We start from the raw sequence: 21,410 nt of genomic DNA, 5'->3' as shown, positions 1-21,410 counted from the left end.
TAATCGTTAGGTAAAGCGGAATGTTCGAGGGTGCGGATCTGCGACGGGCGGCGATATTCCACGCGGTTGCGCGCGCCGGCGGGATCGCCGCGGCGGCACGCGCTATCGGCAAGTCGGCACCGGCGGTCCATGCCGATCTCCGCCGGTTCGAGCGCGATGTCGGGGTGACGCTGATGGAGCGATCGGGCCGCTCGCTTCGGCTGACGCCGCAAGGACGGGTGCTGTTCGATACGATCGGCCGCGCGCTCGACGAGATCGACCGGGTGCGAGTCTATCTCAATCGCGACGAAGGGTTCGTCACGCCGCTCAGGATCGGTGCGGTGACCGGCTTCGGCCGCTACCGGCTCGCGCCGCGTCTGTTCGCAACCATGCCGGGTGAGCGGCCGATCCTGTTTCGCACCGGATCGCACGACGATCTGCTTGCGGCGTTGCTGGCAGGGGAGATCGACCTGGCCGTCACGTATCGCGCGGTGACCGCGGTACCGGTCGAATCGGTCGAGCTTGCCGGCGAAGAAGCCGTGCTGGTGGGCGCTGTCGGTGATGTCAGCAGTCTCGATGCGATCGAGCGGCTACGCTTCGTCACTTATGACGAATATGATTATGTGTTCGGTCATTGGTTCGACCGCGTGTTCGGCTGCCAGCCCGGGTCACTGATCCGTCACGACCATTGCAGCGAACTGGAAGAAGCCCTGATCAGCGTCCGCGCCGGACGGGGGGCGACGATCGCTCCGCTCGACGCCTGCCTTGCCGCCGGGCTTGAGCCCGCAAACGCGGGACGGGCTCCGAATACGCTGTATCTTTGCGGCATCGGGGGAGCGTTAGCCTTGCCCGAGGCAGCAACGATCCGCGAATTGCTCGCTTAATGATGCTTCTTGCGCTTGGCGGAAGGCTGCGTGCGGACCGGCGGAGCTGGTAGCCGTAGCGCGATGCCTTGGACCGGCGCGCAACGCCTCATCACCGTGCCGATCATTGCGAGCAGCCGCGATCGCGCATCACCAAGTCCGATCGGATCGGTGCCACGATCCTGGGTCTCCAGATTCACATAGGGCAGGCCGCGGAACAAAGCGTAGTTGGACAGCGATCCGTCGCTCTGTACGACATGCTCGAACATGATGTTCATGTCGGCATCGGACAGCGGCCGCGCGCAGAAGCCGCTCGATGGGCTACGGTCGCCAAGATAGGAGACGATGGCGACGCTGTCGGTATCGTCGAACGGCCAGGCGGCGCTGATCGATGGCCGCGGCGAATAGAGGTCGCTGCACAACAGGACAGAAATCTCGCCCTTGCCGGTATAGCCCGCGTCGGGCGGCGTGCAGGTCGATTCCGAAGCGCTGTACCCGGGCTCGTTGGTGTGGAGCGCGACGATCAGCCGCGGCGGAGCGCCCAGGTCCGCCAGGACGGTGGCAGCGTAATTGGGCGTATCGTCGCGGAAATTGCGGTTCGGGTCGATTGCGCGGCCATAAGCAACATCGGGATTCATTCGGCTGTCGGGCCCGTCGACCGAGCGCGCTTCCTCGATCGCGATAACGACGCCGCCATAGGATCGCACCGCGAACACCGCCGCCTGGAATGCGGCATTCTCGTTGTCGTGCGGAACGAACCACAACGGGCCGTCAGGATGGCGCAGATTGACGATGCGATAGAGCCGCCAGAACGCGCGATCCTCGCGGAACTCGATGCGGTTGACCGACAGCCCGTCCCAGATCGCGGGATTTGCCAGCCGGGCGAAATCGTCGGTGCCCATCGTCATCGGATCGACCGGCGTGACGATCTTCTGCAACGGCGCGGACACGACTTGCGCCGACGCCGCGGGCGCGATCAGCGCCACTATCAGCCCGAACAGGATAGCCGATATCTTCATGACGCCACTCTGTTAGGTGGCGCGCGGCATCTGGCAATAGCCCTGTCCGAGATCGGGACAGATCAGCCCGACATACCCGACAAATCAGGCCGGCACGCCGTACAAATCGTGCTCATCGGCGTCCTCGATCAGTACCGGGGTGATATCGCCGACCGCGAGATGTCCGGCATCGCGCAGGAACACCTCACCGTCGATCTCGGGTGCGTCGGCTTGGCTGCGGCCAGTGGCACCGCCATCCTCATCGACCGCGTCGATGATCACCGGCAGAGTGCGACCGACCTTGGCGGCGAGCTTGGCCGCGCTGATCGCCGCGGTCTTTTCCATGATCCGGGCGTAGCGCTCTTCCTTGACCTCTTCGGGCACCGGATTGGGCAGGGCGTTCGCCGCGGCGCCCTCGACCGGCTCGAAGCGGAACGCGCCGACGCGATCGAGCTGAGCCTCGTCGAGCCAATCGAGCAGATACTCGAAATCTTCGTCGGTCTCGCCAGGGAAGCCGACCACGAAGGTCGAGCGGATCGCGATGTCGGGGGCGATCGCGCGCCACGACTTGATCCGCTCGAGCACTTTCGCCTCATTTGCCGGGCGGCGCATCAGCTTGAGCACGTTGCGGCTGGCATGCTGGAACGGAATGTCGAGATAGGGCAGCACCAACCCCTCGGCCATCAGCGGGATGACCTGATCGACATGCGGGTAAGGATAGACATAGTGCAGCCGCACCCAGGGCGCGATCTTGCCGAGCTCGCGCGCCAGGTCGGTCATGTGGGCGCGGACTTCCTGGCCGTGCCACATGCGCGGATGGTGCTTGATGTCGACACCGTAAGCAGAGGTGTCCTGGCTGATGACCAGCAGTTCCTTGGTCCCCGCTTCGACCAGCTTTTCAGCCTCACGCAGGATCGCATCGGGACGCCGGCTGACCAGGTCGCCGCGCAGTGACGGGATGATGCAGAAGGCGCAGCGATGGTTGCAGCCCTCGGAGATTTTCAGATAGCTGTAATGGCGCGGGGTGAGCTTGAGTCCGCTTTCGGGCACAAGGTTGAGAAAGGCGTTGGGCGGCATCGGCGCCGCGTCGTGCACCGCGCCCACGACCTGCTCATATTCGTGCGCGCCGGTGATCGCGAGTACGTCGGGGAAGCGGGTGCGGATGACCTCGGCTTCCTTGCCCATGCAGCCGGTGACGATGACGCGGCCATTCTCGGCAATCGCCTCCCCGATCGCTTCCAGGCTTTCCTCCTTGGCGGAATCGAGGAAGCCGCACGTATTGACCAATACGACGTCCGCGCCGGCATAGTCCGGCGAAATCTGATAGCCGTCGCTGCGCAGCTTGGTCAGGATGCGCTCGCTGTCGACCAGGTTCTTGGGACAGCCGAGCGAGACCATGCCCACGCGGGGCGGGGAGGGGAGAATAGTAGCCATTGGAAGGCCGCGCACATAGGCGACATCCGCTAATTTTACTAGAGCAGCAACAAATACGCCTCCCCGGCGGAGGCCGGGGCCCAGCGTCGGGAACCTTGCGATGGAAATGCCGTCCTATGTTTACATCATGGCGAGTGGGCGGAACGGCACGATCTATATGGGATCGACGGACGACCTCGTTCGCCGCGCCTACGAACATCGCAACGGTGTGATCGACGGCTTCACCAAACGATATGGCTGCAAGATCCTAGTTTGGTACGAGGAACATTCAGAACTCGCGGCCGCTCGGCTCCGCGAGCGGCAGATGAAGGAATGGCAACGCGCCTGGAAGCTGCGCGAGATCGAGGGCATGAACCCGGAGTGGGAAGATTTGTTTGATCGGATCGCGCTGCCATGATTGACGTCGCAACTGGGCCCCGGCCTTCGCCGGGGATGCGTGAGCGGCTGGTCCCGCATCCTGCTTTTCCAAGTCTCGCTGTAACGGCGATTGGAGTCGAAATCGCTCGAAACGGCGCGATCCTGTCGCTGCGCTACACAGTAGATGGCGCGCTCGATCGCGTACTGTGGCCCGAGCCGAGGCCGCCGGCGCGGACCGATGAGCTGTGGATGCACACCTGTTTCGAGGCCTTCGTCCAGCCCGCGGGGCAGGTGGGTTACGTCGAAATCAATCTCTCGCCGTCGGGTCGGTGGGCGTCCTATCAGTTCACCGGCCATCGCGCGGGCATGCGGAACGCCGCGGCGGTTCCCCACTTGTCCTGGCAATCGCCGACGCTGGCCGCGGACGTTGAGCTGAACGACATCGCCGATGCCGACTGGCTTCTCGGCCTGACAGTGGTCATCGAAGCTACCGATGGAACCAAATCCTATTGGGCGCTCCAACATCCTGACGGCCCACCTGACTTCCACAACGCGAATTGCTTCCTCGCGCACTTGGCTGCGCCTGATCGGGCTTGACCCCTTACGCTTCCCCGGCGAAGGCCGGGGCCCAGTTACGATCGGGCCGAGGCTGGGCCCCGGCCTTCGCCGGGAAGGCGTAGAGTAAGGGGCGTTGCATCGTGAAATTCGGTATCGACCGGCTCCTCGCTGAGCCTGACCTTTGCAAACCGCTCGAGGGCAAGCGTGTCGCCTTGCTTGCGCACCCCGCTTCGGTCACCGCGGACCTGACGCATTCGCTCGACGCGCTGGTCGCAACGGGGCTCAACGTCTCGGCGGTGTTTGGCCCGCAGCACGGCGTGCGCGGCGACCTGCAGGACAATATGATGGAGTCGCCCGACTTCACCGATCCGACCTACGGCATGCCGGTGTTCAGTTTATACGGCGAGGTACGTCGGCCAACTGGCCAGTCGATGGGCACGTTCGATACGATTCTGATCGACCTTCAGGATGTCGGCTGCCGCATCTACACGTTCGTCACGACCTTGCTCTACGTGCTCGAAGCAGCGGCGACGCATGGCAAATCGGTCTGGGTGCTCGATCGCCCCAATCCCGCGGGCCGCCCGATCGAGGGACTGACCCTGCGGCCCGGCTGGGAAAGCTTCGTCGGGGCGGGGCCGATGCCGATGCGGCACGGCATGACCCTGGGCGAGATGGGGCATTGGTTCATCGACAATTACAAGCTCGATGTGGACTATCGCGTAATCGCGATGGAGGGCTGGCAACCCGATGCCGCGCCCGGTTTCGGTTGGCCCCCCGAGCGGCCCTGGATCAATCCCAGCCCCAATGCCGCCAACGTCAATATGGCCCGCGCTTATGCAGGGACGGTGATGCTCGAAGGCACGAATTTGAGCGAGGGGCGGGGGACCACACGCCCGCTCGAACTGTTCGGTGCGCCCGATATCGACGCCCGCGCCTTGATCGCGGAGATGCGACGATTCGCGCCGCAATGGCTCGAAGGCTGCACGCTGCGCGACATCTGGTTTCAGCCGACTTTTCACAAGCATGTCGGTCGGTTGTGCAGCGGCGTGTTCATCCACGCAGAGGGTGCCGCGTACGATCACGACGCGTTCCGCCCGTGGCGGGTGCAAGCGCTGGCATTCAAGGCGATCCGTACGCTGTACGGCGATTACGATCTCTGGCGCGATTTCGCGTATGAATATGTCTTCGACAAACTGGCGATCGACGTCATCAACGGCGGTCCCGATCTGCGCGAATGGGTCGACGATGCGGCGGCGCTGCCGGGCGATCTCGATTCGCTCACCGTTCCCGATGAGGCAGTCTGGGCCGAAGCGCGGCGCCCACACCTGCTCTATTGACCATCGGATAGGCCGAAAACGCCCTCAAAACCGCATTCTATCGCGAGTCGCTCCCCTTTGATCCCAAAACGGGTGCATCGCGTCATTAGCGTGACATGGTCTGTGGATAACCGAATCGCGGGGATCGGGATCGCACCAATGGAATCAGATATTCGTTTTTATGCGCGCCGGGTCGCGCAGGAGCGCATCGCCGCGAAGAATGCGGTGACCGCAGAAGCGCGCGCCCGCAGGCTGGAGCTCGCCGAGAAGTTTCAGGAAAAACTCACGCAGCTCGAGGCGTGCTAACGCTCGACTTGTTCTAGACTTCAGTCTTACCTCTTGCGCGTCAGCTCGCGCATCGCATCATCGAGTCCCGCGAGTGTCAGCGGGTACATGCGGTCGTTCATCAGTTCGCGGACGATCTTGATCGATTGCGAATACCCCCATTGCTCCTCCTTGATCGGGTTGAGCCAGACCGCGGCGGGATATGTGGTGTTCAGCCGGTGCAGCCACACCGCGCCCGATTCCTCGTTGAAATGTTCGACCGAGCCGCCAGGGTGCGTGATCTCGTAGGGGCTCATCGATCCGTCGCCGACGATCACGAGCTTATAATCGTGACCGAATTTGTGCAGCACGTCCCAGGTCGGCGTGCGCTCGGTGAAGCGGCGGCGATTGTCCTTCCACACGCCTTCATAGGGGCAATTGTGGAAGTAGAAGAACTCCATGTTCTTGAACTCGGACGTCGCCGCCGAGAACAATTCCTCGCAGAGCTTGACCCACGGATCCATCGATCCGCCGACGTCGAGGAACAGCAGCAATTTGACGGCATTGTGCCGCTCAGGCCGCATATGGATGTCGAGCCAGCCCTGCCGCGCGGTGCCCTCGATCGTCGCGTCGAGATCGAGTTCGTCGGCCGATCCCTCGCGAGCGAAGCGGCGCAGGCGGCGGAGCGCGATCTTGATGTTACGGGTGCCCAGCTCGCGCGTGCTGTCGAGATTCTTGAACTCGCGCTGGTCCCACACCTTGATCGCGCGCCCGTGCTTCGATTCGCCGCCGATCCGCACGCCTTCCGGATTGTAGCCCGAATTGCCATAGGGGCTGGTGCCGCCGGTGCCGATCCATTTGTTGCCGCCCTGATGGCGCTTTTCCTGTTCCTCCAGGCGCTTCTTGAGCGTTTCCATGATCTCGTCCCACGAGCCGAGCGACTTGATCTGCTCCATCTCCTCGGGCGAGAGATATTTCTCGGCGATCGCCTTCAGCCAGTCGGCGGGGATTTCCGCAGGCTGGGTGCCATAGGTCGTGGCGATGCCCTTGAAGACCTTGGCAAAGACCTGATCGAAGCGGTCGAGCAGGCCTTCGTCCTTCACATAGACTGCGCGGCTGAGATAATAGAAATCCTCCGGCGTGCGATCGATCACGTCCCTGTCGAGCGCTTCGAGCAGGATGAGGTGCTCCTTCATGCTTGCCGGAATGCCGGCGGCGCGAAGCTCGTCGAGGAAGTTCAGAAACATGGGTATGGTCTTACGCACCCCGAGTGCGGTACTCAATAGCCCAGCGGCGACGACCAGGTTTCAGCGATAGGCGTCGATCAGCGCACCGACATAATCGGGATCGCGGCCGGTCAATTCCGGCGCCGCTTTCACTTTCTCACCGTCGGTCAAGACGGGATAGATGAAACCGTAGAGCGGAAAGCTGGTCGATCCCAACCCCTCGGCATCGCGATACCATACGCGCACTTCGCTCCAGTCGTTGTCGGGGCTGACGTCGGTCAGCGTGACGTCCTGTTCGGCATGGCCGCGCTCGCCATTCATCCGCGACCAATTGGCGTGGGTGACCATCGCCACCCGGTTGTCGACCACGCGGCTGATCACCGCGACGTGGCCTAGCGGCAGCCGCGCCGTCTTACGAAAGACAACCACCGCGCCAGCGCGCGGGGTCTGGCCGCGGCGATATCGACCCTCGGCTTGACCCCACCAGGTCCAGGCATCGCCGTAGATCTGGATGCCGGATGCCGCTCGTGCGAACGGCACGCACTGCCCGACATAGTCGAGCAATGTTCCGGCGCGCGCTGGGGCGGCTACGCCCGCCAACAGGGCAAGAGCAGCCGCCGGCACGCGGAGATGGGGGGGGTATCTCCTCATGCCGGACCGCCATAGGGACGGTTGCCTGACCGGATGGTTGGCGGACGGGGTTAATCCGCCGGTGACCGTATATTTGTTTCGTCTGCGTTATGATGGATCAGCGACACCATCACGACCGAGATGATCATCAGCAGATACCAGGAGCCGAGCTTGGCCGGACTGACCATCGCCCAACCATGGCGCTGATTGGGATACGACCAGGCATGGGCGAAGGTGCTGATGTTCTCGGCGAACCAGATGAACAGGGCGACCAGGAAGAAACCGAGCAGCACTGGCATCCAGCGTTCGCGGCGGAACGGCGTGAAATAGAAGCGCGAGCGCCAGAACATCAACACGATCACTGCGAACAGCAGCCAGCGGATGTCAGGAAGCCAGTGGTGGGAGAAGAAATTGATATAGATCGCGACGGCGAGCGCGATCAGCGCGCGCCTCGATGGCCAGTGATCGAAATGGATTCCGAAGATGCGCCAGATGCGTGCAATATAGCTGCCCACCGCGGCGTACATGAATCCCGAGTATAACGGGACCAGCCCGATATGGAGCACGCCGCCCGCCGGATAATTCCACGAGCCAGCCTGGGTTTTGAACTGCTCCATGATCGTTCCGGTGACGTGGAACGCCAGGATCACCCGTGCCTCTTCCCAATTCTCCAGCCGGAAGGCGAGCATGCCGATTTGAATCGCGATCGCCGCCAGCGTCACGAAATCGTTGCGAGCGAGCGGCGCGTCATCGGGATAGAAAAGGTGCGCGCCGAGCAGCAGCGCAAGCATCAGCGCACCGAACAGGCAGGCCCAGCCTTGCTTGAACCCGAACAGCAGGAATTCGTAGACCCACGACTTCCACCCGCTGGTCGGCTGCGCCGCCTCGAGCCGAGCACGAACGCGGGCGAAACGGGTGGCACCGCGCAGTTGGGGAGGCTCGATCACCAGTCGTATCGGCGCGATTTGCCGCCGGCCGTCAAGATGTCCCGGCTGGCTTGGCGGCTACGCGCGAGAAATCAGCGCGGACCGCCGCCTTGCTGGCGCTTGGCCATGAAGGCCAGCCGTTCGAACAGCATTACGTCCTGCTCGTTCTTGAGCAGTGCGCCGTGGAGCGGCGGGATCGCTTTGGTCGGGTCGCGATTCTGCAGCACGTCGAGCGGCATGTCCTCATGTAGCAGCAGCTTCAGCCAGTCGAGCAATTCGCTGGTCGATGGCTTCTTCTTGAGGCCGGGCACGTCGCGAACGTCGTAGAAAATGTCCATCGCCTTCGACACCAGGATCTTCTGGATGCCGGGGAAGTGGACGTCGACGATCGCCTGCATCGTGTCGCGGTCGGGGAATTTGATATAGTGGAAAAAGCACCGGCGCAGGAATGCGTCGGGCAGTTCCTTCTCGTTGTTCGAGGTGATGACGACGATTGGACGCTCGGCTGCGCGCACCGTCTCCTTGGTCTCGTAGACATGGAATTCCATGCGATCGAGTTCCTGGAGCAGGTCGTTGGGGAATTCGATATCAGCCTTGTCGATCTCGTCGATCAGCAGCACGGGGACCTGGGGCGCGGTGAACGCCTCCCACAATTTGCCCTTGCGGATGTAGTTCGAAATGTCGTGGACGCGCTCGTCACCGAGCTGGCCGTCGCGCAGCCGGGCGACCGCGTCATACTCATACAGGCCCTGCTGCGCCTTGGTCGTCGACTTGACGTTCCACTCGATCAACGGCGCGTTGACCGCCTTGGCGATCTCATAGGCGAGCACCGTCTTGCCGGTGCCCGGCTCGCCCTTGACCAGCAATGGACGGCGCAGAGTCACCGCGGCGTTGACCGCGACCTTCAGGTCCTCGGTCGCGACATAGCTCTGGGTGCCTTCGAAGCGAATCATTGCTGTCCCCGAAATTTTTCGAAACTCGGGTTTGCTTAAGGCGGGTGTGCTCGGAAACGCAAGCTTGGGGACTCACGACCCCTATTGCGGCACCCTCAGCTGCGGTCGCGGGCGCTCTTGCGCGCTTCGGCCAGGTCCCACAGCGCGCGATGCTGGGCGAGCAGCTGTTGCGCGCCAAAGCTCATCGCGCGCTCGACCGGCGCCTCGGCCGCCAATGTCACCGCGATCGTCTGCGTCTCCGCATCGATCGGCAGGTTCGACGGCAGCGGGGCGAAGCCGGCGCGATCGGCGGCGGCTCCCATCAGCGCGCGCACCGCGTGCCAGTCGAGGACCAAGGCAATCGAGGCGCCGACCGCGCACCCGACGCGATCGGACTGTGCCAGCATGTCCAGCGCGTGGCGTTGCGCATTGACGGCGGCTTCCGATTCGGCCTGGCCGGGGGTGGAGGGGATCGGTCCCGCCGCGGCGGTCAGACGTGCGAGCAAGGCGCGTTCGTCGGCGAACGCTTCGGACGCGGCTTCCAGCCACGGCTGGGCCGTCTGGCTGTGCCCATGGCCGACCGCATGATCGATCACGCCCGGATGGCGCCCGTGCAAGGCGCACAGCAGGTGGATCGCATCAGCGAGGTCGCGCGTCGGAGCACCCGGAGCGCACATGGCGCGGATGAACGGGTGGCGTGCGCTGCCATCGGCGTCGGCGAGCGTGGCGAGCACGCTCCATCCGCCACCGCGGCGATCAAATGATAGTGTTTCGACTGACATGGTTCCCCAATGTCCAATGTGACTCCGCGCACTCTGGGACAAAGGGATATACCGAACCACGTAAAGACGCGGTTTATGCGGACTTAAGTATGTCGCAACCGACACATAAATCGGGCGTTTCGCCGCAGCGCCTTCTGGGCGCGCGTCCTTGCCGGTCCCGCCTATCGCCTGTAGCAACTGGCGTGAGACGGGGGGAGGAACACCATGACGAGATGGTGGGGAGCGCTGATCGCGCTGGCCGGTGCGGTAATCCTGGCGATCGTGGCGACGACGCCGCCGGGTCCGGCGGCGGCCGATGCTCCCGCCACGGCTTTCTCGGCGACTCGGGCGATGGCGGACGTCCGCGTGATCGGCCGCGCGCCGCACCCGACCGGCAGCGCCGGGGACGCGCAGGTGCGCGATTATCTGATCTCCCGTCTCAAAAGCATGGAGATGGAAGTCGCCACGGCTACCGGCACGATGAGCCCACCGGCCAAAAAACGCCTCGATGGTTGGCGCGGGGCGGTCGAGCCGGCGCCGCCGCTCACCAATATCGTCGCGATCCTGCCCGGGCACGATCGCGCACAACCGGCCGTCCTGCTGATGGCGCATCACGACAGCGTCTGGGGATCGCCCGCCGCGGCCGATGACGGCGCGGGCGTGGCATCGGTGCTCGAGACGATCCGCGCGATCAGGGCAGGCGGCCAACCACGGCGAGATGTGATGGTCCTGTTCACCGATGGCGAGGAACTGGGGCTGGAGGGCGCCAAATCATTCTTCGCTGGTGACCCTCGCCGCGGACATGTCGGCGTGATCGTCAATCTGGAGACGCGCGGCGGTGGCGGGCGGGCGACGATGTTCGAGACCGGCAGCGACAATGGCGCGATGATGGACCTGTTCGGCCGGGCCGTGCGCCGGCCGGTCTCCACCTCCCTCAGCGTGTTCATCTACAAGAAGCTGCCCAATTCCACCGACCTGACGGTGGCCAAGCAAAGTGGCTATCCCGGATTCAATTTCGCGTTCATCGGCCGCTCGGGGCTCTACCATTCGCCGTTGGCGACTCCCGATGCGCTCGACCAGGGCGCGTTACAGGACATGGGGCGTCAGACGCTCGATTTGACGCTTGCGCTGGCTGACGCGCCGGCGCTGCCGGGCAGGGCGGCCGATCGCACCTTTTTCGACGCTTACGGGCTGGTCTTCATCAGCTATCCGGCGGCGCTGGGCTGGGTGTTCCTGGCGATCGGCGCGGTCGGTTACGGCGCTGCGGCGTGGCGGCGGGCGACGGTCGGAGAGGTTGCGAAGGGAGCGGCCATGCTGCTCGCGCTGATCCTTGTCGCGATGGCAGGGCTCTACATCGTCAACGGGATTTCGGGCGCGTGGGGCAAGGTCAATTATTACGATCGGCTCGCGGCGATTCCCCGGCTTCAGGTTCAGGCGCTTCTCGTCTGCCTCGCCGCCTTTCTGATGATCCGCCATTGGCTGCCGTCGCGCGTGGGCAGCATTGCCGGTGCCGCGGTCCCGTTGCTGGTGCTGGGCGCAATCATGCAGGCAGTGGCGCCAACCGCCTCCTATCCGTTCGTTGTGCCGGTGATGCTCGGCGGCGCGGCGCTGGCGATCGATCGCTTTGCGGGGAGGGGCGTTGGCATTGCCACGACCATCGTCGCCGCGATGCTGGGCGTCGGCTATATGATGGGGCTCGGCTTTTTCCTGATGCAGGCGGTCGGTCCCGGCATGCCGATGGCGGCCGCGATTCCGCTGGCGATCAGCGCGGTTTTGCTCTTGCCGCTGATGCCCGAACCGCGACGGGCACTGATGGTGGTAGCGGCATTGCTGGCCGTTGCCACGGGTATTGCCCTCTGGGTCCTGCTAGATCCCGTCGCGCCGAGCGTCGCGGTGTACAGCGACACGAAGAAATAGGCAGGCAGAGGCGGAAGACGTTCGCGTGGCGTCGCCGATCGCCGCCTTCCGAACAGGCGTTGACTTGCCTCCGTCGAGGAATAGGCTGCCGATCCGTCGCGGCGAGTTCGAAACCGCGTAGCGTTTGGAGGGTTGCTCGCCCGTGTCTCTGATCCATCGCGCTGGTGCACTTGGCCTCGCGGCATGCTGCCTGTGTTTCTCCACCGCCGCGTCGGCCAAGCTCGGGGGCTCGGTTTCCAGCGTAGCCGTCGATCGCGGGCGAATTGCGGTCAGCATGAACTCGGTCGCGATGGGTCGCTACACGCGCCACGAGCTCATGCGCCCAAACGGTGGTTCGGTACGGGAGTTCACAAACGCCGCGGGAGTGGTTTTCGCGGTAACTTGGTCGGGGCCGGGTAAGCCCGACCTCAAGACGCTGCTCGGATCCTATTTCTCGACGTTTCAGGCAAATAGCATAGCGACAGCGCGACAGATGCACTCGCTGCGCCGGCCGCCGCAAGTCGCGCAGCCCGACCTCCAGATCCAGGCCGGCGGCCATATGGGGTGGTTCCACGGGGTGGCGTTCATCCCTTCGCTGGCGCCCGTCGGATTTTCGCCCGGCGATCTTGCGGAGCAACCATGAAGGTCTGCAAGCATCTCGGCGGGATGATGATCGCATTGGCGCTCGCCGCGTGTGGCGGCGGCGGGACCGGATCCTCGGGCCCGATCGCCGTGGCGCCGGCGCCGACTCCAACCCCCTCGCCGACGCCAACGCCGACCCCTGCGCCAACACCGACTCCGACGGCAAACACGGCGATGGTCACGCTCGATGCGGGCCCGGCCGCGCTCAATACCGGCGCCGGGGCCTATACAGCGTTCAACGAGCCTTATGTGTCGGTCACAATCTGCGCGCCGGGTTCGACCATCAATTGCCAGACGATCGACCATGTCATCCTTGATACCGGCTCGGTCGGCCTGCGTATTATCAAGCCCGTGCTCAACGCCGGCCTGCTCGCGGCGCTGCCGACCGAGACCGACGCATCGAGCAATCCGGTCGGCGAATGCTATCAGTACGTGAATTCCTATGCGTTCGGGTCGGTGCGTACGGCAGACTTCTCGATCGCGGGGGAGAAGGTCGCCAACATGCCTTTCCAGGCGATCGGAGACGGCGGTACCTTCGCCAGCATACCATCCGGCTGCTCCTCAGGCGGCGGCACCGCTATCACGACGGTGCAGGATTTCGGCGCCAACGGGATTATCGGCGTCGGTACGACGACCACCGATTGCGGCAGTTATTGCACGGTCAATGGCGGCTCGTCGGGTGCGATCTATTATGATTGCCCGAGCAGCGGCTGCAGCAGCATCATCGCCCGCGCCGCCAACGTCACCGCGCCGTTCCAGCAATTGCCCAATCCGGTCGCGGCCTTCGCTACCGACAATAACGGAACGATCGTCTCGCTGCCGGCGGTCGCGCAGTCCGGGGCGACATCGCTGACCGGCACCGTCACGTTCGGCATCGGCACGCAAGCCGATAACAGCTTGAGCGCTGCCAATGTACTGCCGTTGACCACCTCGACGAGCAGGCTGGGGCCGGGGACGCTCGCCGCGACCTATAACGGCAAGCAGTTGACGCAGAGCTTCCTCGATAGCGGCAGCAACGACTATTATTTCATCGATACCAGCCTCAATCCCTGCACCGATGCCAGCTTGATCGCCTTTTATTGCCCGCCGATGGCGACGCCGCTTTCGCCTTTGCTGACGGCGACCAATGGCGTGACGGCCAGTGGGGCGTTCGAGCTGTACAGCCCGCTGAACGTCTCCGGATCATCGACCGTCGCGCCCGGGCTCGGCGTCAACCCTACGCTCGTCAAACCGCCATTGCCGTTCGCCAACAGCTTCGACTTCGGTGTTCCGTTCTTCTTTGGTCGGACGGTGTTCACTGCGATCGAGGGCCGACCGGCCGGGGGCGTTGGTGGACCATACGTGGCATTCTGAAAGCGGGCGCGATCGCGACAATGTGGGCTCGTTGCGCCTCGGCGATCGATCCATCCAAACCGCAAGATCGGTCGAGCAAGCCGTCGCCATGACCGACTAACTGGCGCCGCCACGGAGGAGTACGATGAAGGCGGCGCTTCGAAACTATCAGGACCGGATGCAGCGGGTGCTGGACTATATCGACCAGCATCTCGACGGCGATCTCGATCTGGAAACTGTGAGCCGCGTCGCGGCTTTTTCGAAATTCCATTTCCACCGGCAGTTCATGGCGACGTTCGAACTGTCCCTGCACCGCTATGTCCAACTCGCCCGGATGAAGCGGGCGTCGCATCAGCTCGCTCAGTGCGGCGCGGACAGCGTCACGGACATCGCGATGGACGCCGGTTACGACCCGCCCGATGCCTTTGCCCGCGCCTTTCGGCAACGGTTCGGGCAGTCGCCGTCATCGTTCCGGAAATCTCCCGATTGGGAGCCGTGGCTTGCGGCCTTCGGGCCTCTCGACATTGCGAGGAGCAAGCTGATGCAGAATACCTTTACCCATGACGCCGTGACGATCCGCGACGTGCCGCCGATGCCGGTGGCGATCATGGAGCATCGGGGCGACCGGGCGACGCTGGGCAATACGATCCAGCGGTTCATCGCCTGGCGCAAGGCCGCCGGTCTGTCGCCCGCGACCAGCCCGACGATCAACGTCTTCCGATCCGAGCGAACGCCCGCGGTCGCGGCCGATTATGCCATGGACCTGTGCGTCGGAACCGACCAGCCGATCGCGCCGAACGAAGAGGGGATGACAGCCGGCGTCATCCCCGGCGGACGCTGCGCGGTGCTCCGCGTGGTTGGCGCCACCAACAATTTGGAGCCCGCCGCGCTCTTTCTCTATCGTGACTGGCTACCGGCGAGCGGCGAGGAAGTGCGCGATTTCCCGATCTATTGTCGGCGATATCTTGCCTTTCCCCCGGATGCGCCGGTCCATGACGCGGTCGCGGAACTGTTCCTGCCGTTGAAATAGGTAGAGCCCTTTCCCGCGAGCTGGAGAGGGGAAAAAAAGGCCGCGGCGGTTTCCCGTCGCGGCCTCTTTTCGTTCGGCGATTGAGATTACTGGTCGAGGAAGCTGCGCATCTTCCGCGACCGGCTCGGATGCTTGAGCTTCCTCAGCGCCTTCGCCTCGATCTGGCGGATACGCTCGCGGGTGACCGAGAACTGCTGGCCGACTTCCTCCAGCGTGTGGTCGGTGTTCATCCCGATGCCGAAGCGCATGCGCAGCACGCGTTCCTCGCGCGGGGTGAGCGATGCCAGCACGCGGGTCACCGTTTCCTTCAGGTTGGCCTGGATCGCGGCGTCGACCGGGATCACCGCATTCTTGTCCTCGATGAAATCGCCCAGGTGCGAATCCTCCTCGTCGCCGATCGGCGTTTCGAGGGAGATCGGCTCCTTGGCGATCTTCATCACCTTACGGACCTTTTCGAGCGGCATCGACAGGCGCTCGGCCATTTCCTCGGGCGTGGGCTCGCGGCCTTGCTCGTGCAGGAACTGGCGGCTGGTCCGCACCAACTTGTTGATCGTCTCGATCATATGGACCGGGATGCGGATGGTCCGCGCCTGATCGGCGATCGAACGCGTGATCGCCTGACGAATCCACCAGGTCGCATAGGTCGAGAATTTGTAACCGCGGCGATATTCGAACTTATCGACCGCCTTCATCAGGCCGATATTGCCTTCCTGGATGAGGTCCAGGAACTGCAGACCGCGATTGGTGTATTTCTTGGCGATCGAGATCACGAGGCGCAAGTTAGCCTCGACCATCTCCTTCTTGGCAATGCGCGCCTCGCGCTCGCCCTTCTGCACCATGTTGACGATGCGGCGGAATTCGGGGAGCGCCATGCCGGTCTGTTGCGAGATCTCGCTGATCTCACCGCGGATACGGTCGACCGATCCGGCCTCGTTGGCGGCGAAAGCGGTCCACTTCTTGTCGAGGCCGCCGACCGTCGCCAGCCACGAATCGTCGAGCTCGTGACCCTGATAGCGGTTGAGGAAGTCGGCGCGGCTTACTTTGTGACGCTCGGCCAGGCGCAGCATCTGCCCGCCCAGCGCGGTCAGGCGCCGGTTGAAGCTGTACAGCTGGTCGACGAGATATTCGATCTTCGCCTGGTGGAACTGCACGCTCTCGACCTCGGCGGTCAGATCTTCGCGCAGCTTCTGATATTTGCGCTCTTCCGCCGCAGACAATTCGCCACCGGCGCCCATCGCGTCGAGGCGCTGCCCCTGCATCTTGGAGAATTTCTTGTAGATCGACGTGATGTTGGCGAACCGCTCGAGCGCCATCGGCTTGAGCTGCTCTTCCATCTGCGCGAGGCTGAGCGTGTTGTCCTCTTCCTCGTCGTCCGAGATGCGTGGCGCACGACGCTCGGTCATGTCGTCCTCGTCCTCGTCGGCCGACTGGACCTCCTCGACCTCTTCCTCTTCCTTGAAGCTGGTGCCGGCGGTCTTCTCGCTGATCTCGCCCGAATCGTCGTCCTCGGCGCCCTCGACCTGCTCGGCCGACGGACCCTTGGACAGCATCGCGTCGAGATCGAGGATCTCGCGCAACTGCATCGTGCCTTCGTTGAGCGCGGTCGACCAGTCGATGATCGCGTTGAAGGTGATCGGCGATTCGCACAGGCCCAGAATCATCGTGTCGCGGCCGGCCTCGATCCGCTTGGCGATGGCGATTTCGCCTTCGCGGCTGAGCAATTCGACCGCGCCCATCTCACGCAAATACATGCGCACCGGATCGTCGGTGCGGTCGATCGTTTCCTTCTTCTTGGTTTCGAGCGCGGGGGCGTTTTCCTCGGACGAATCGACCGGGTCGATATCCTCGTCCTCTTCCTTCTGATCCTCGCCGTCCTCGCCGCCTTCCTCATTCTCGACGACGTTGACGCCCATTTCGTTGAGCGCGGACATCACGTCCTCGATCTGCTCGGACGACATCTGGTCCTGCGGCAGCATCTCGTTGAGCTGATCGACGGTGATGTACCCGCGCTTCTTGGCGCGAGCGACCAGCTTCTTGATATCCGCATCGTTGAGATCGATCAGCGGAGCGTCGCCCGTCTCAGCCGGTTCTGCCGCTTCCGCCATAGTCGTCTTCACCATCAATTGCCCTCGGTTTTACGCGCTGTGCGTAATTTTACGCGTCATTGTTCGCTTGTATCAGATTTGCAAGCCGCAGTTCCAAAGCTCGTTGCTCGCGCAACAGTTCCATTTGCCGTTGGAAAGCTTCATCCGACGCGGACATTTCCAGTTCGGATGTCGCCTGCGCCAGCGCCGCATCGACTTCGGGCCGCGCCACCATGATCGCTATCGCCTCGTCCAGGTCGGCGCTGGCCCGCTCGGGCTCTGCACCATCCTGGGTAAAGGAATAGGGTGTGGCATCGGCTCTCAGCAGATCGGTTGTTATCTGACCAAGTCCTGATGAGCCCAATATGGTGATCAGGCGCTGGCTATCAAGCGCCCGGTCCTCGAGCGCCAGATCGACCACGGCCTCGAACAATCGCCCCAGCGCGCCGTCGGCCAGTTTGAGGCTACCGAGTACTTCCATATGCCGTGCGATTTCCGCAGGATGGCGGATCAGTCCGGCAAGTACCGCCTTGGCGAGTAGCCGGTCGATCCCGGCGGCGCGCACCGCCTTGGCCTGGGACGTAGCCGGCGGCAGGGGAGGCACCCATTTGGTGCCCGGCCGGCGCGGGGTGAATTGGCGCGGCGTGAAATCGCGCTGCGGGCGCGCGAATAGATCGTCGATGCGGCGGCGGAATTCGGCCTGATATTCGTGGCGCACGTCGGGATCGGCGATCGCCTCGGCATGGGTCATCAACCGGCGCTTGAGCCCCGCGCGTTGCTCGGGTGTGTCGAGCGGCTCGGCGGCGTATTCGTGCGCCCATAACCGATCGACCAGCGATTCAGGCTTTTCGAGCAATGCGTCGAACGCGGAAGGACCGCGGGCGCGGACAAGATCGTCGGGATCCTGTCCCTCGGGCAAGGTCACGAAACGCAGGCTGCGTCCCGGCGCGAGACCGGGCAGCGCGCGCAATGCCGCGCGGATCGCGGCTTTCTGTCCCGCCGCATCGCCGTCGAAACACAGGATCGGCACGTCCGACAACCGCCACAGCCGCTCGAGCTGATGCTCAGTCAAGGCAGTGCCGAGCGGCGCCACCGCTTCGCCGAACCCGGCCTGGGCGAGCGCGATCACGTCCATATAGCCTTCGACCACGATGACGCGGCCGGATTTACGGCTGGCGGGGGCCGCGCGATCGAGATTGTAGAGCGTACGGCCCTTGTCGAAGAGCGGCGTGTCGGGGGAGTTGAGATATTTGGGCTCGCCCCCCCTATTTCCTTTGGCGTCGATCACGCGCCCGCCGAACGCGATCACGCGCCCGCGCGCGTCGCGGATCGGGATCATCAGCCGTCCGCGGAAGCGGTCGTACGGATCCTTGTCGTCGACCTTGATCAGCATGCCCGCTTCGATCAGCGCGGGATCGCCGTAGCTTTTGAGCGCCTCGCGCAGCTTGCCGCGCGAATCCGGCGAATACCCCATGCCGAAGGTGCGCGCGGTCTCCGCCTTGATGCCGCGCCGCTCCAGCAGCGCGCGCGCTTCGGCGCCGGCGATACCGTTCAGCTGATCGGTGAAGAATTGTGCGGCATCGGCCATCAGATCATGCAGGCCCTTGGCCCGCTCGGCGCGTTCGACCGACTGGCGGTCCTGCGCGGGCATTTCCATCCCGGCGGCCTGGGCGAGCTCCTTGACCGCGTCGATGAACGGCAGACCCTGCTGATCGGTCATCCAGCGGATCGCGTCGCCATGTGCCGAGCAGCCGAAGCAGTGATAGAAGCTCTTGTCGTCGTTGACGTAAAAGCTCGGCGTCTTCTCGTTATGGAACGGACAGCAGCCCTTATACTCGCGACCCGCCTTGGTCAGCTTGACCGTCTTGCCGATCAGCGCGGACAGCAAGGTCCGTGCGCGGAGTTCGTCGAGAAAGGCGGGGGTGAGACTCACCCGCGCATTATATCACGCTATTGCCGCATGGCCGCGGGGTTTGGCAACCGCAGCGAAATCTCCATTTCGGCATTGCGAATCAGATAAGTATGCGCTTATCTGTTGGCATGATGGAGAATGAGCTGTTCAAGGCTCTGGCCGACCCGACCCGCCGCGCGATCTTCGAGAAACTGGCGAGCGGGAGCATGAATGCCAGCGCCTTGCGGGACGGCATGAAGATCAGCCAGCCGGCAATGTCGCAGCACCTCGCCGTGCTGCGCTCCGCACGGCTCGTCCGCGAAGAGCGGCAGGGGCGTTTCGTGAACTACGAGGTCGACCCGGAGGGGCTGGCGCTCATCGCCACATGGTTGACCAAGTACCGCGCTTACTGGCCCGCGCGGATCGATGCGTTGAAGATCTTGCTGAAGGACATGGAGCCATGAGCGATACCGAGACCGAAAAGCAGGCTGCGGATCTGGTGTTCGAATATGAGCTCGATGCCCCGCCGGAAAAGGTCTGGCGCGCGATCAGCGTCCCTGGCTTTCGCGACAAATGGCTACCTGCGGGGGATCTGGCCGATGCCGATCCGGTCTTTTCGGCACCGGGCGAGGAGATCCGCTACGCGATTCGCGACAGCGAACCGCCGTTCCTCGAAAGCGTGGTTACCTTCCAGGTCAGGCCCGGCGCGGACGGCGGCGCGATCCTGAGAGTGGTTCACGGCCTGACAGACAAGCGGTTGGTTCCGCGGACGGTGCGGGCGGCGAACAATAACGGCCCGTGGATGATGCTCGCCGCCTGACGCCGCGAATCACCGCAGAAATTTCAGCACATAGGAGTTCGCCGATGCGCGAAGCGATGCAACTCGTCCCCATGGTTATCGAGCAATCCAGCCGGGGCGAACGCTCTTTCGATATCTATTCGCGCCTGCTGCGCGAGCGAATCATCTTCCTGAATGGAGAAGTGAACGACGCCGTGGCCGCGCTGGTCTGTGCCCAATTGCTGTTCCTGGAGGCCGAAAATCCCCGCAAACCGATCCAGCTTTACGTCAATTCGCCTGGCGGCGTCGTGACCAGCGGCCTCGCGATGTACGACACCATGCAATATATCCGCGCACCGGTTCACACGCTCTGCATGGGGACGGCGCGATCGATGGGCTCGTTCCTGCTGATGGCGGGCGCAGCCGGCGAACGCGCGGCCTTGCCCAACGCCAGCATCCTCATCCACCAGCCGTCGGGCGGCTTCCAGGGGCAGGCGTCGGACATGCTGATCCACGCCGAGGAAATCCTTCGCACCAAGCGGCGCATGATCCGGCTCTATGCCGAGCATTGCGGGCGGACCGTTGAGGAGTTCGAGCGCGCGATGGATCGCGACCGCTTCATGACCGCGGAGGAAGCGATGCAATGGGGACTGATCGACCGCATCCTGACGGAGCGGGAGGTTGGTACGATGGGGGGCGATGGAAGCGGCTGAAGTGCGAGGCCTGCGTGCGGTCCGGCGTGAAGACTCGGTTAGGGTCACTCCGCCACTTTCCGGAAAAAGGGCTCGGGATGGTTAGGTCGAGTAACCCCAATAAGCCCTGTTCTTAAAGCGATTCATTTCCAAAACTCGTCATCCCAGCGAAAGCTGGGATCTCAAGCCGCATCGAGTCACCGCCAGAGACCCCAGCTTTCGCTGGGGTGACGGCAGGGATTCCGCGGGGATGACGAGCCAGGGAATCGTTCGCGATCTGCCTTCCAGATTGATTGCTAGCTCAACGCCGCCTTCACCAGTCCGCTCGCCTTGGACATATCGAGATTCTGCGCATGCCGGGCCTTCAGTTCCGCCATCACGCGGCCCATGTCCTTCATGCCGCTGGCACCCAGCTCGGCCTTGATCGCCTCGATCGCCGCGCTGGTCTCCGCCTCGCTCATCTGCGCCGGCAAGAACCGCTCGATCACATCGATCTCGCCTTGCTCGACATCGGCAAGCTCCTGGCGGCCGCCCTTCACGTACATCTCGATCGATTCGCGGCGCTGCTTGACCATTTTCTGCAGCACTTCGGTGACCAGCACATCGTCCTCGGTCGGCTGAGATTTGGTGCGCTCCTCGATGTCGCGGTTCTTGATCGCGCTCTGGATCAGGCGGATCGCGGCGGTTCCCTGCTTGTCTCCGCCTTTCATGGCGGTGATCAGCGCGTTCTTGATGTCATCTCTTATCATCAGGCCCACATAGCGACGGCAGCCGGTTGACGCGAGGGGGGTAGGGGTCTAGCTGCCGGGTCTTAGCGACAT

General features: G+C 63.6%; 22 protein-coding genes. 12 read left to right on the top strand and 10 right to left on the bottom strand.

Annotation, left to right across the window (positions count from 1 at the left end):
- The first annotated feature begins 20 nt into the window (after positions 1–20).
- Positions 21–863, top strand: coding sequence for a LysR family transcriptional regulator (locus SPR01S_RS03440; protein WP_066584954.1), 843 nt, complete (start codon positions 21–23; stop codon positions 861–863).
- Here SPR01S_RS03440 and SPR01S_RS03435 read toward each other — a convergent pair.
- Both SPR01S_RS03435 and rimO read right to left on the bottom strand, forming a co-directional pair.
- Positions 860–1,861 carry a hypothetical protein gene (locus SPR01S_RS03435; protein ID WP_066584949.1) on the bottom strand — a complete coding sequence of 334 codons (1,002 nt, stop codon included), beginning with the start codon at positions 1,859–1,861 and terminating at the stop codon, positions 860–862. The genes SPR01S_RS03440 and SPR01S_RS03435 overlap by 4 nt on opposite strands.
- A gap of 84 nt (positions 1,862–1,945) precedes the next feature.
- Positions 1,946–3,274: a 30S ribosomal protein S12 methylthiotransferase RimO gene (gene rimO / locus SPR01S_RS03430; RefSeq protein ID WP_066584946.1), complete on the bottom strand. Its 1,329-nt coding sequence runs from the start codon at positions 3,272–3,274 to the stop codon at positions 1,946–1,948.
- A gap of 100 nt (positions 3,275–3,374) precedes the next feature.
- On the opposite strand from rimO, the gene SPR01S_RS03425 reads away from it, so the two are divergent.
- From SPR01S_RS03425 to SPR01S_RS21435, 4 genes are all read left to right on the top strand, one after another.
- Positions 3,375–3,671 (top strand): GIY-YIG nuclease family protein, encoded by a 297-nt coding sequence (locus SPR01S_RS03425; protein ID WP_066584944.1) that lies wholly within the window; start codon positions 3,375–3,377, stop codon positions 3,669–3,671.
- Positions 3,668–4,228, top strand: coding sequence for a DOMON-like domain-containing protein (locus SPR01S_RS03420; RefSeq protein WP_245661850.1), 561 nt, complete (start codon positions 3,668–3,670; stop codon positions 4,226–4,228). The genes SPR01S_RS03425 and SPR01S_RS03420 overlap by 4 nt, the downstream gene beginning before the upstream one ends.
- Before the next feature lie 101 nt (positions 4,229–4,329).
- On the top strand, positions 4,330–5,526 hold the full coding sequence (locus SPR01S_RS03415) for an exo-beta-N-acetylmuramidase NamZ family protein (RefSeq protein WP_066584937.1): 1,197 nt from the start codon (positions 4,330–4,332) through the stop codon (positions 5,524–5,526).
- Between the two features lie 138 nt (positions 5,527–5,664).
- Positions 5,665–5,811, top strand: coding sequence for a hypothetical protein (locus SPR01S_RS21435; RefSeq protein ID WP_157081903.1), 147 nt, complete (start codon positions 5,665–5,667; stop codon positions 5,809–5,811).
- A 26-nt stretch (positions 5,812–5,837) separates the two neighbouring features.
- On the opposite strand, the gene SPR01S_RS03410 is transcribed toward SPR01S_RS21435, so the two are convergent.
- From SPR01S_RS03410 to SPR01S_RS03390, 5 genes are all read right to left on the bottom strand, one after another.
- Positions 5,838–7,016 (bottom strand): vWA domain-containing protein, encoded by a 1,179-nt coding sequence (locus tag SPR01S_RS03410; protein ID WP_066584934.1) that lies wholly within the window; start codon positions 7,014–7,016, stop codon positions 5,838–5,840.
- A gap of 60 nt (positions 7,017–7,076) precedes the next feature.
- Complete coding sequence (locus SPR01S_RS03405; RefSeq protein ID WP_066584930.1) at positions 7,077–7,646, bottom strand: CHAP domain-containing protein; 570 nt, start codon at positions 7,644–7,646, stop codon at positions 7,077–7,079.
- Between the two features lie 50 nt (positions 7,647–7,696).
- Positions 7,697–8,572: a DUF817 domain-containing protein gene (locus SPR01S_RS03400; RefSeq protein WP_439646721.1), complete on the bottom strand. Its 876-nt coding sequence runs from the start codon at positions 8,570–8,572 to the stop codon at positions 7,697–7,699.
- Between the two features lie 71 nt (positions 8,573–8,643).
- On the bottom strand, positions 8,644–9,501 hold the full coding sequence (locus SPR01S_RS03395) for an AAA family ATPase (RefSeq protein ID WP_066585027.1): 858 nt from the start codon (positions 9,499–9,501) through the stop codon (positions 8,644–8,646).
- A 98-nt stretch (positions 9,502–9,599) separates the two neighbouring features.
- Positions 9,600–10,265 carry a DUF6975 family protein gene (locus SPR01S_RS03390; RefSeq protein WP_066584927.1) on the bottom strand — a complete coding sequence of 222 codons (666 nt, stop codon included), beginning with the start codon at positions 10,263–10,265 and terminating at the stop codon, positions 9,600–9,602.
- A gap of 204 nt (positions 10,266–10,469) precedes the next feature.
- Between SPR01S_RS03390 and SPR01S_RS03385 the strand changes: the two genes are divergently transcribed.
- The 4 genes from SPR01S_RS03385 (at position 10,470) to SPR01S_RS03370 (ending at position 15,144) form a co-directional block, all read left to right on the top strand.
- On the top strand, positions 10,470–12,161 hold the full coding sequence (locus SPR01S_RS03385; RefSeq protein ID WP_066584924.1) for a M28 family peptidase: 1,692 nt from the start codon (positions 10,470–10,472) through the stop codon (positions 12,159–12,161).
- Positions 12,162–12,303: 142 nt separating this feature from the next.
- On the top strand, positions 12,304–12,783 hold the full coding sequence (locus SPR01S_RS03380) for a DUF2844 domain-containing protein (RefSeq protein WP_169803366.1): 480 nt from the start codon (positions 12,304–12,306) through the stop codon (positions 12,781–12,783).
- Positions 12,780–14,135 (top strand): DUF3443 family protein, encoded by a 1,356-nt coding sequence (locus SPR01S_RS03375; RefSeq protein ID WP_066584917.1) that lies wholly within the window; start codon positions 12,780–12,782, stop codon positions 14,133–14,135. Before SPR01S_RS03380 ends, SPR01S_RS03375 begins: the two co-directional genes overlap by 4 nt.
- Positions 14,136–14,259: 124 nt before the next feature.
- Entirely contained in the window at positions 14,260–15,144 is an 885-nt protein-coding gene (locus SPR01S_RS03370) for an AraC family transcriptional regulator (protein WP_066584912.1), read from the top strand.
- 86 nt (positions 15,145–15,230) lie between these two features.
- Here the strand turns inward: SPR01S_RS03370 and rpoD are convergent, their stop codons facing one another.
- Complete coding sequence (gene rpoD, locus SPR01S_RS03365) at positions 15,231–17,264, bottom strand: RNA polymerase sigma factor RpoD (protein WP_066584911.1); 2,034 nt, start codon at positions 17,262–17,264, stop codon at positions 15,231–15,233.
- Between the two features lie 34 nt (positions 17,265–17,298).
- Complete coding sequence (gene dnaG, locus SPR01S_RS03360) at positions 17,299–19,161, bottom strand: DNA primase (RefSeq protein ID WP_066584909.1); 1,863 nt, start codon at positions 19,159–19,161, stop codon at positions 17,299–17,301.
- Between the two features lie 89 nt (positions 19,162–19,250).
- Between dnaG and SPR01S_RS03355 the strand changes: the two genes are divergently transcribed.
- The 3 genes from SPR01S_RS03355 to SPR01S_RS03345 are packed head-to-tail and all read left to right on the top strand — an operon-like array spanning position 19,251 to position 20,610.
- Positions 19,251–19,583 carry an ArsR/SmtB family transcription factor gene (locus tag SPR01S_RS03355; RefSeq protein WP_218016694.1) on the top strand — a complete coding sequence of 111 codons (333 nt, stop codon included), beginning with the start codon at positions 19,251–19,253 and terminating at the stop codon, positions 19,581–19,583.
- Positions 19,580–19,939, top strand: a complete 360-nt coding sequence (locus SPR01S_RS03350) for an SRPBCC family protein (protein WP_066584905.1) — start codon at positions 19,580–19,582, stop codon at positions 19,937–19,939. Before SPR01S_RS03355 ends, SPR01S_RS03350 begins: the two co-directional genes overlap by 4 nt.
- Before the next feature lie 44 nt (positions 19,940–19,983).
- A complete protein-coding gene (locus tag SPR01S_RS03345) occupies positions 19,984–20,610 on the top strand; it encodes an ATP-dependent Clp protease proteolytic subunit (RefSeq protein WP_066584902.1) in 627 nt (208 codons plus the stop codon).
- 275 nt (positions 20,611–20,885) lie between these two features.
- On the opposite strand, the gene SPR01S_RS03340 is transcribed toward SPR01S_RS03345, so the two are convergent.
- Entirely contained in the window at positions 20,886–21,338 is a 453-nt protein-coding gene (locus tag SPR01S_RS03340) for a GatB/YqeY domain-containing protein (RefSeq protein WP_066584899.1), read from the bottom strand.
- Positions 21,339–21,410: the final 72 nt, after the last annotated feature.

Origin of the sequence: Sphingomonas pruni NBRC 15498, assembly GCF_001598455.1 — a bacterium.
GTDB classification, from domain to species: Bacteria; Pseudomonadota; Alphaproteobacteria; order Sphingomonadales; family Sphingomonadaceae; genus Sphingomonas; species Sphingomonas pruni.
Note: the sequence above shows the minus strand (reverse complement) of the source record. Positions and strands in the feature narration are given on the sequence as shown.

Bases quoted from the DNA above. Each gene is read 5' to 3' on its own strand.
- SPR01S_RS03355 (WP_218016694.1), top strand. From the start codon at position 19,251: ATGCGCTTATCTGTTGGCATGATGGAGAATGAGCTGTTCAAGGCTCTG.
- SPR01S_RS03410 (WP_066584934.1), bottom strand. From the start codon at position 7,016: ATGTTTCTGAACTTCCTCGACGAGCTTCGCGCCGCCGGCATTCCGGCA.
- SPR01S_RS03375 (WP_066584917.1), top strand. From the start codon at position 12,780: ATGAAGGTCTGCAAGCATCTCGGCGGGATGATGATCGCATTGGCGCTC.
- SPR01S_RS03385 (WP_066584924.1), top strand. From the start codon at position 10,470: ATGACGAGATGGTGGGGAGCGCTGATCGCGCTGGCCGGTGCGGTAATC.
- rpoD (WP_066584911.1), bottom strand. From the start codon at position 17,264: ATGGTGAAGACGACTATGGCGGAAGCGGCAGAACCGGCTGAGACGGGC.
- SPR01S_RS03425 (WP_066584944.1), top strand. From the start codon at position 3,375: ATGGAAATGCCGTCCTATGTTTACATCATGGCGAGTGGGCGGAACGGC.
- SPR01S_RS03340 (WP_066584899.1), bottom strand. From the start codon at position 21,338: ATGATAAGAGATGACATCAAGAACGCGCTGATCACCGCCATGAAAGGC.
- SPR01S_RS03420 (WP_245661850.1), top strand. From the start codon at position 3,668: ATGATTGACGTCGCAACTGGGCCCCGGCCTTCGCCGGGGATGCGTGAG.
- SPR01S_RS03435 (WP_066584949.1), bottom strand. From the start codon at position 1,861: ATGAAGATATCGGCTATCCTGTTCGGGCTGATAGTGGCGCTGATCGCG.
- SPR01S_RS03390 (WP_066584927.1), bottom strand. From the start codon at position 10,265: ATGTCAGTCGAAACACTATCATTTGATCGCCGCGGTGGCGGATGGAGC.
- SPR01S_RS21435 (WP_157081903.1), top strand. From the start codon at position 5,665: ATGGAATCAGATATTCGTTTTTATGCGCGCCGGGTCGCGCAGGAGCGC.
- SPR01S_RS03440 (WP_066584954.1), top strand. From the start codon at position 21: ATGTTCGAGGGTGCGGATCTGCGACGGGCGGCGATATTCCACGCGGTT.
- SPR01S_RS03345 (WP_066584902.1), top strand. From the start codon at position 19,984: ATGCGCGAAGCGATGCAACTCGTCCCCATGGTTATCGAGCAATCCAGC.
- SPR01S_RS03350 (WP_066584905.1), top strand. From the start codon at position 19,580: ATGAGCGATACCGAGACCGAAAAGCAGGCTGCGGATCTGGTGTTCGAA.
- SPR01S_RS03370 (WP_066584912.1), top strand. From the start codon at position 14,260: ATGAAGGCGGCGCTTCGAAACTATCAGGACCGGATGCAGCGGGTGCTG.
- SPR01S_RS03405 (WP_066584930.1), bottom strand. From the start codon at position 7,646: ATGAGGAGATACCCCCCCCATCTCCGCGTGCCGGCGGCTGCTCTTGCC.
- rimO (WP_066584946.1), bottom strand. From the start codon at position 3,274: ATGGCTACTATTCTCCCCTCCCCGCCCCGCGTGGGCATGGTCTCGCTC.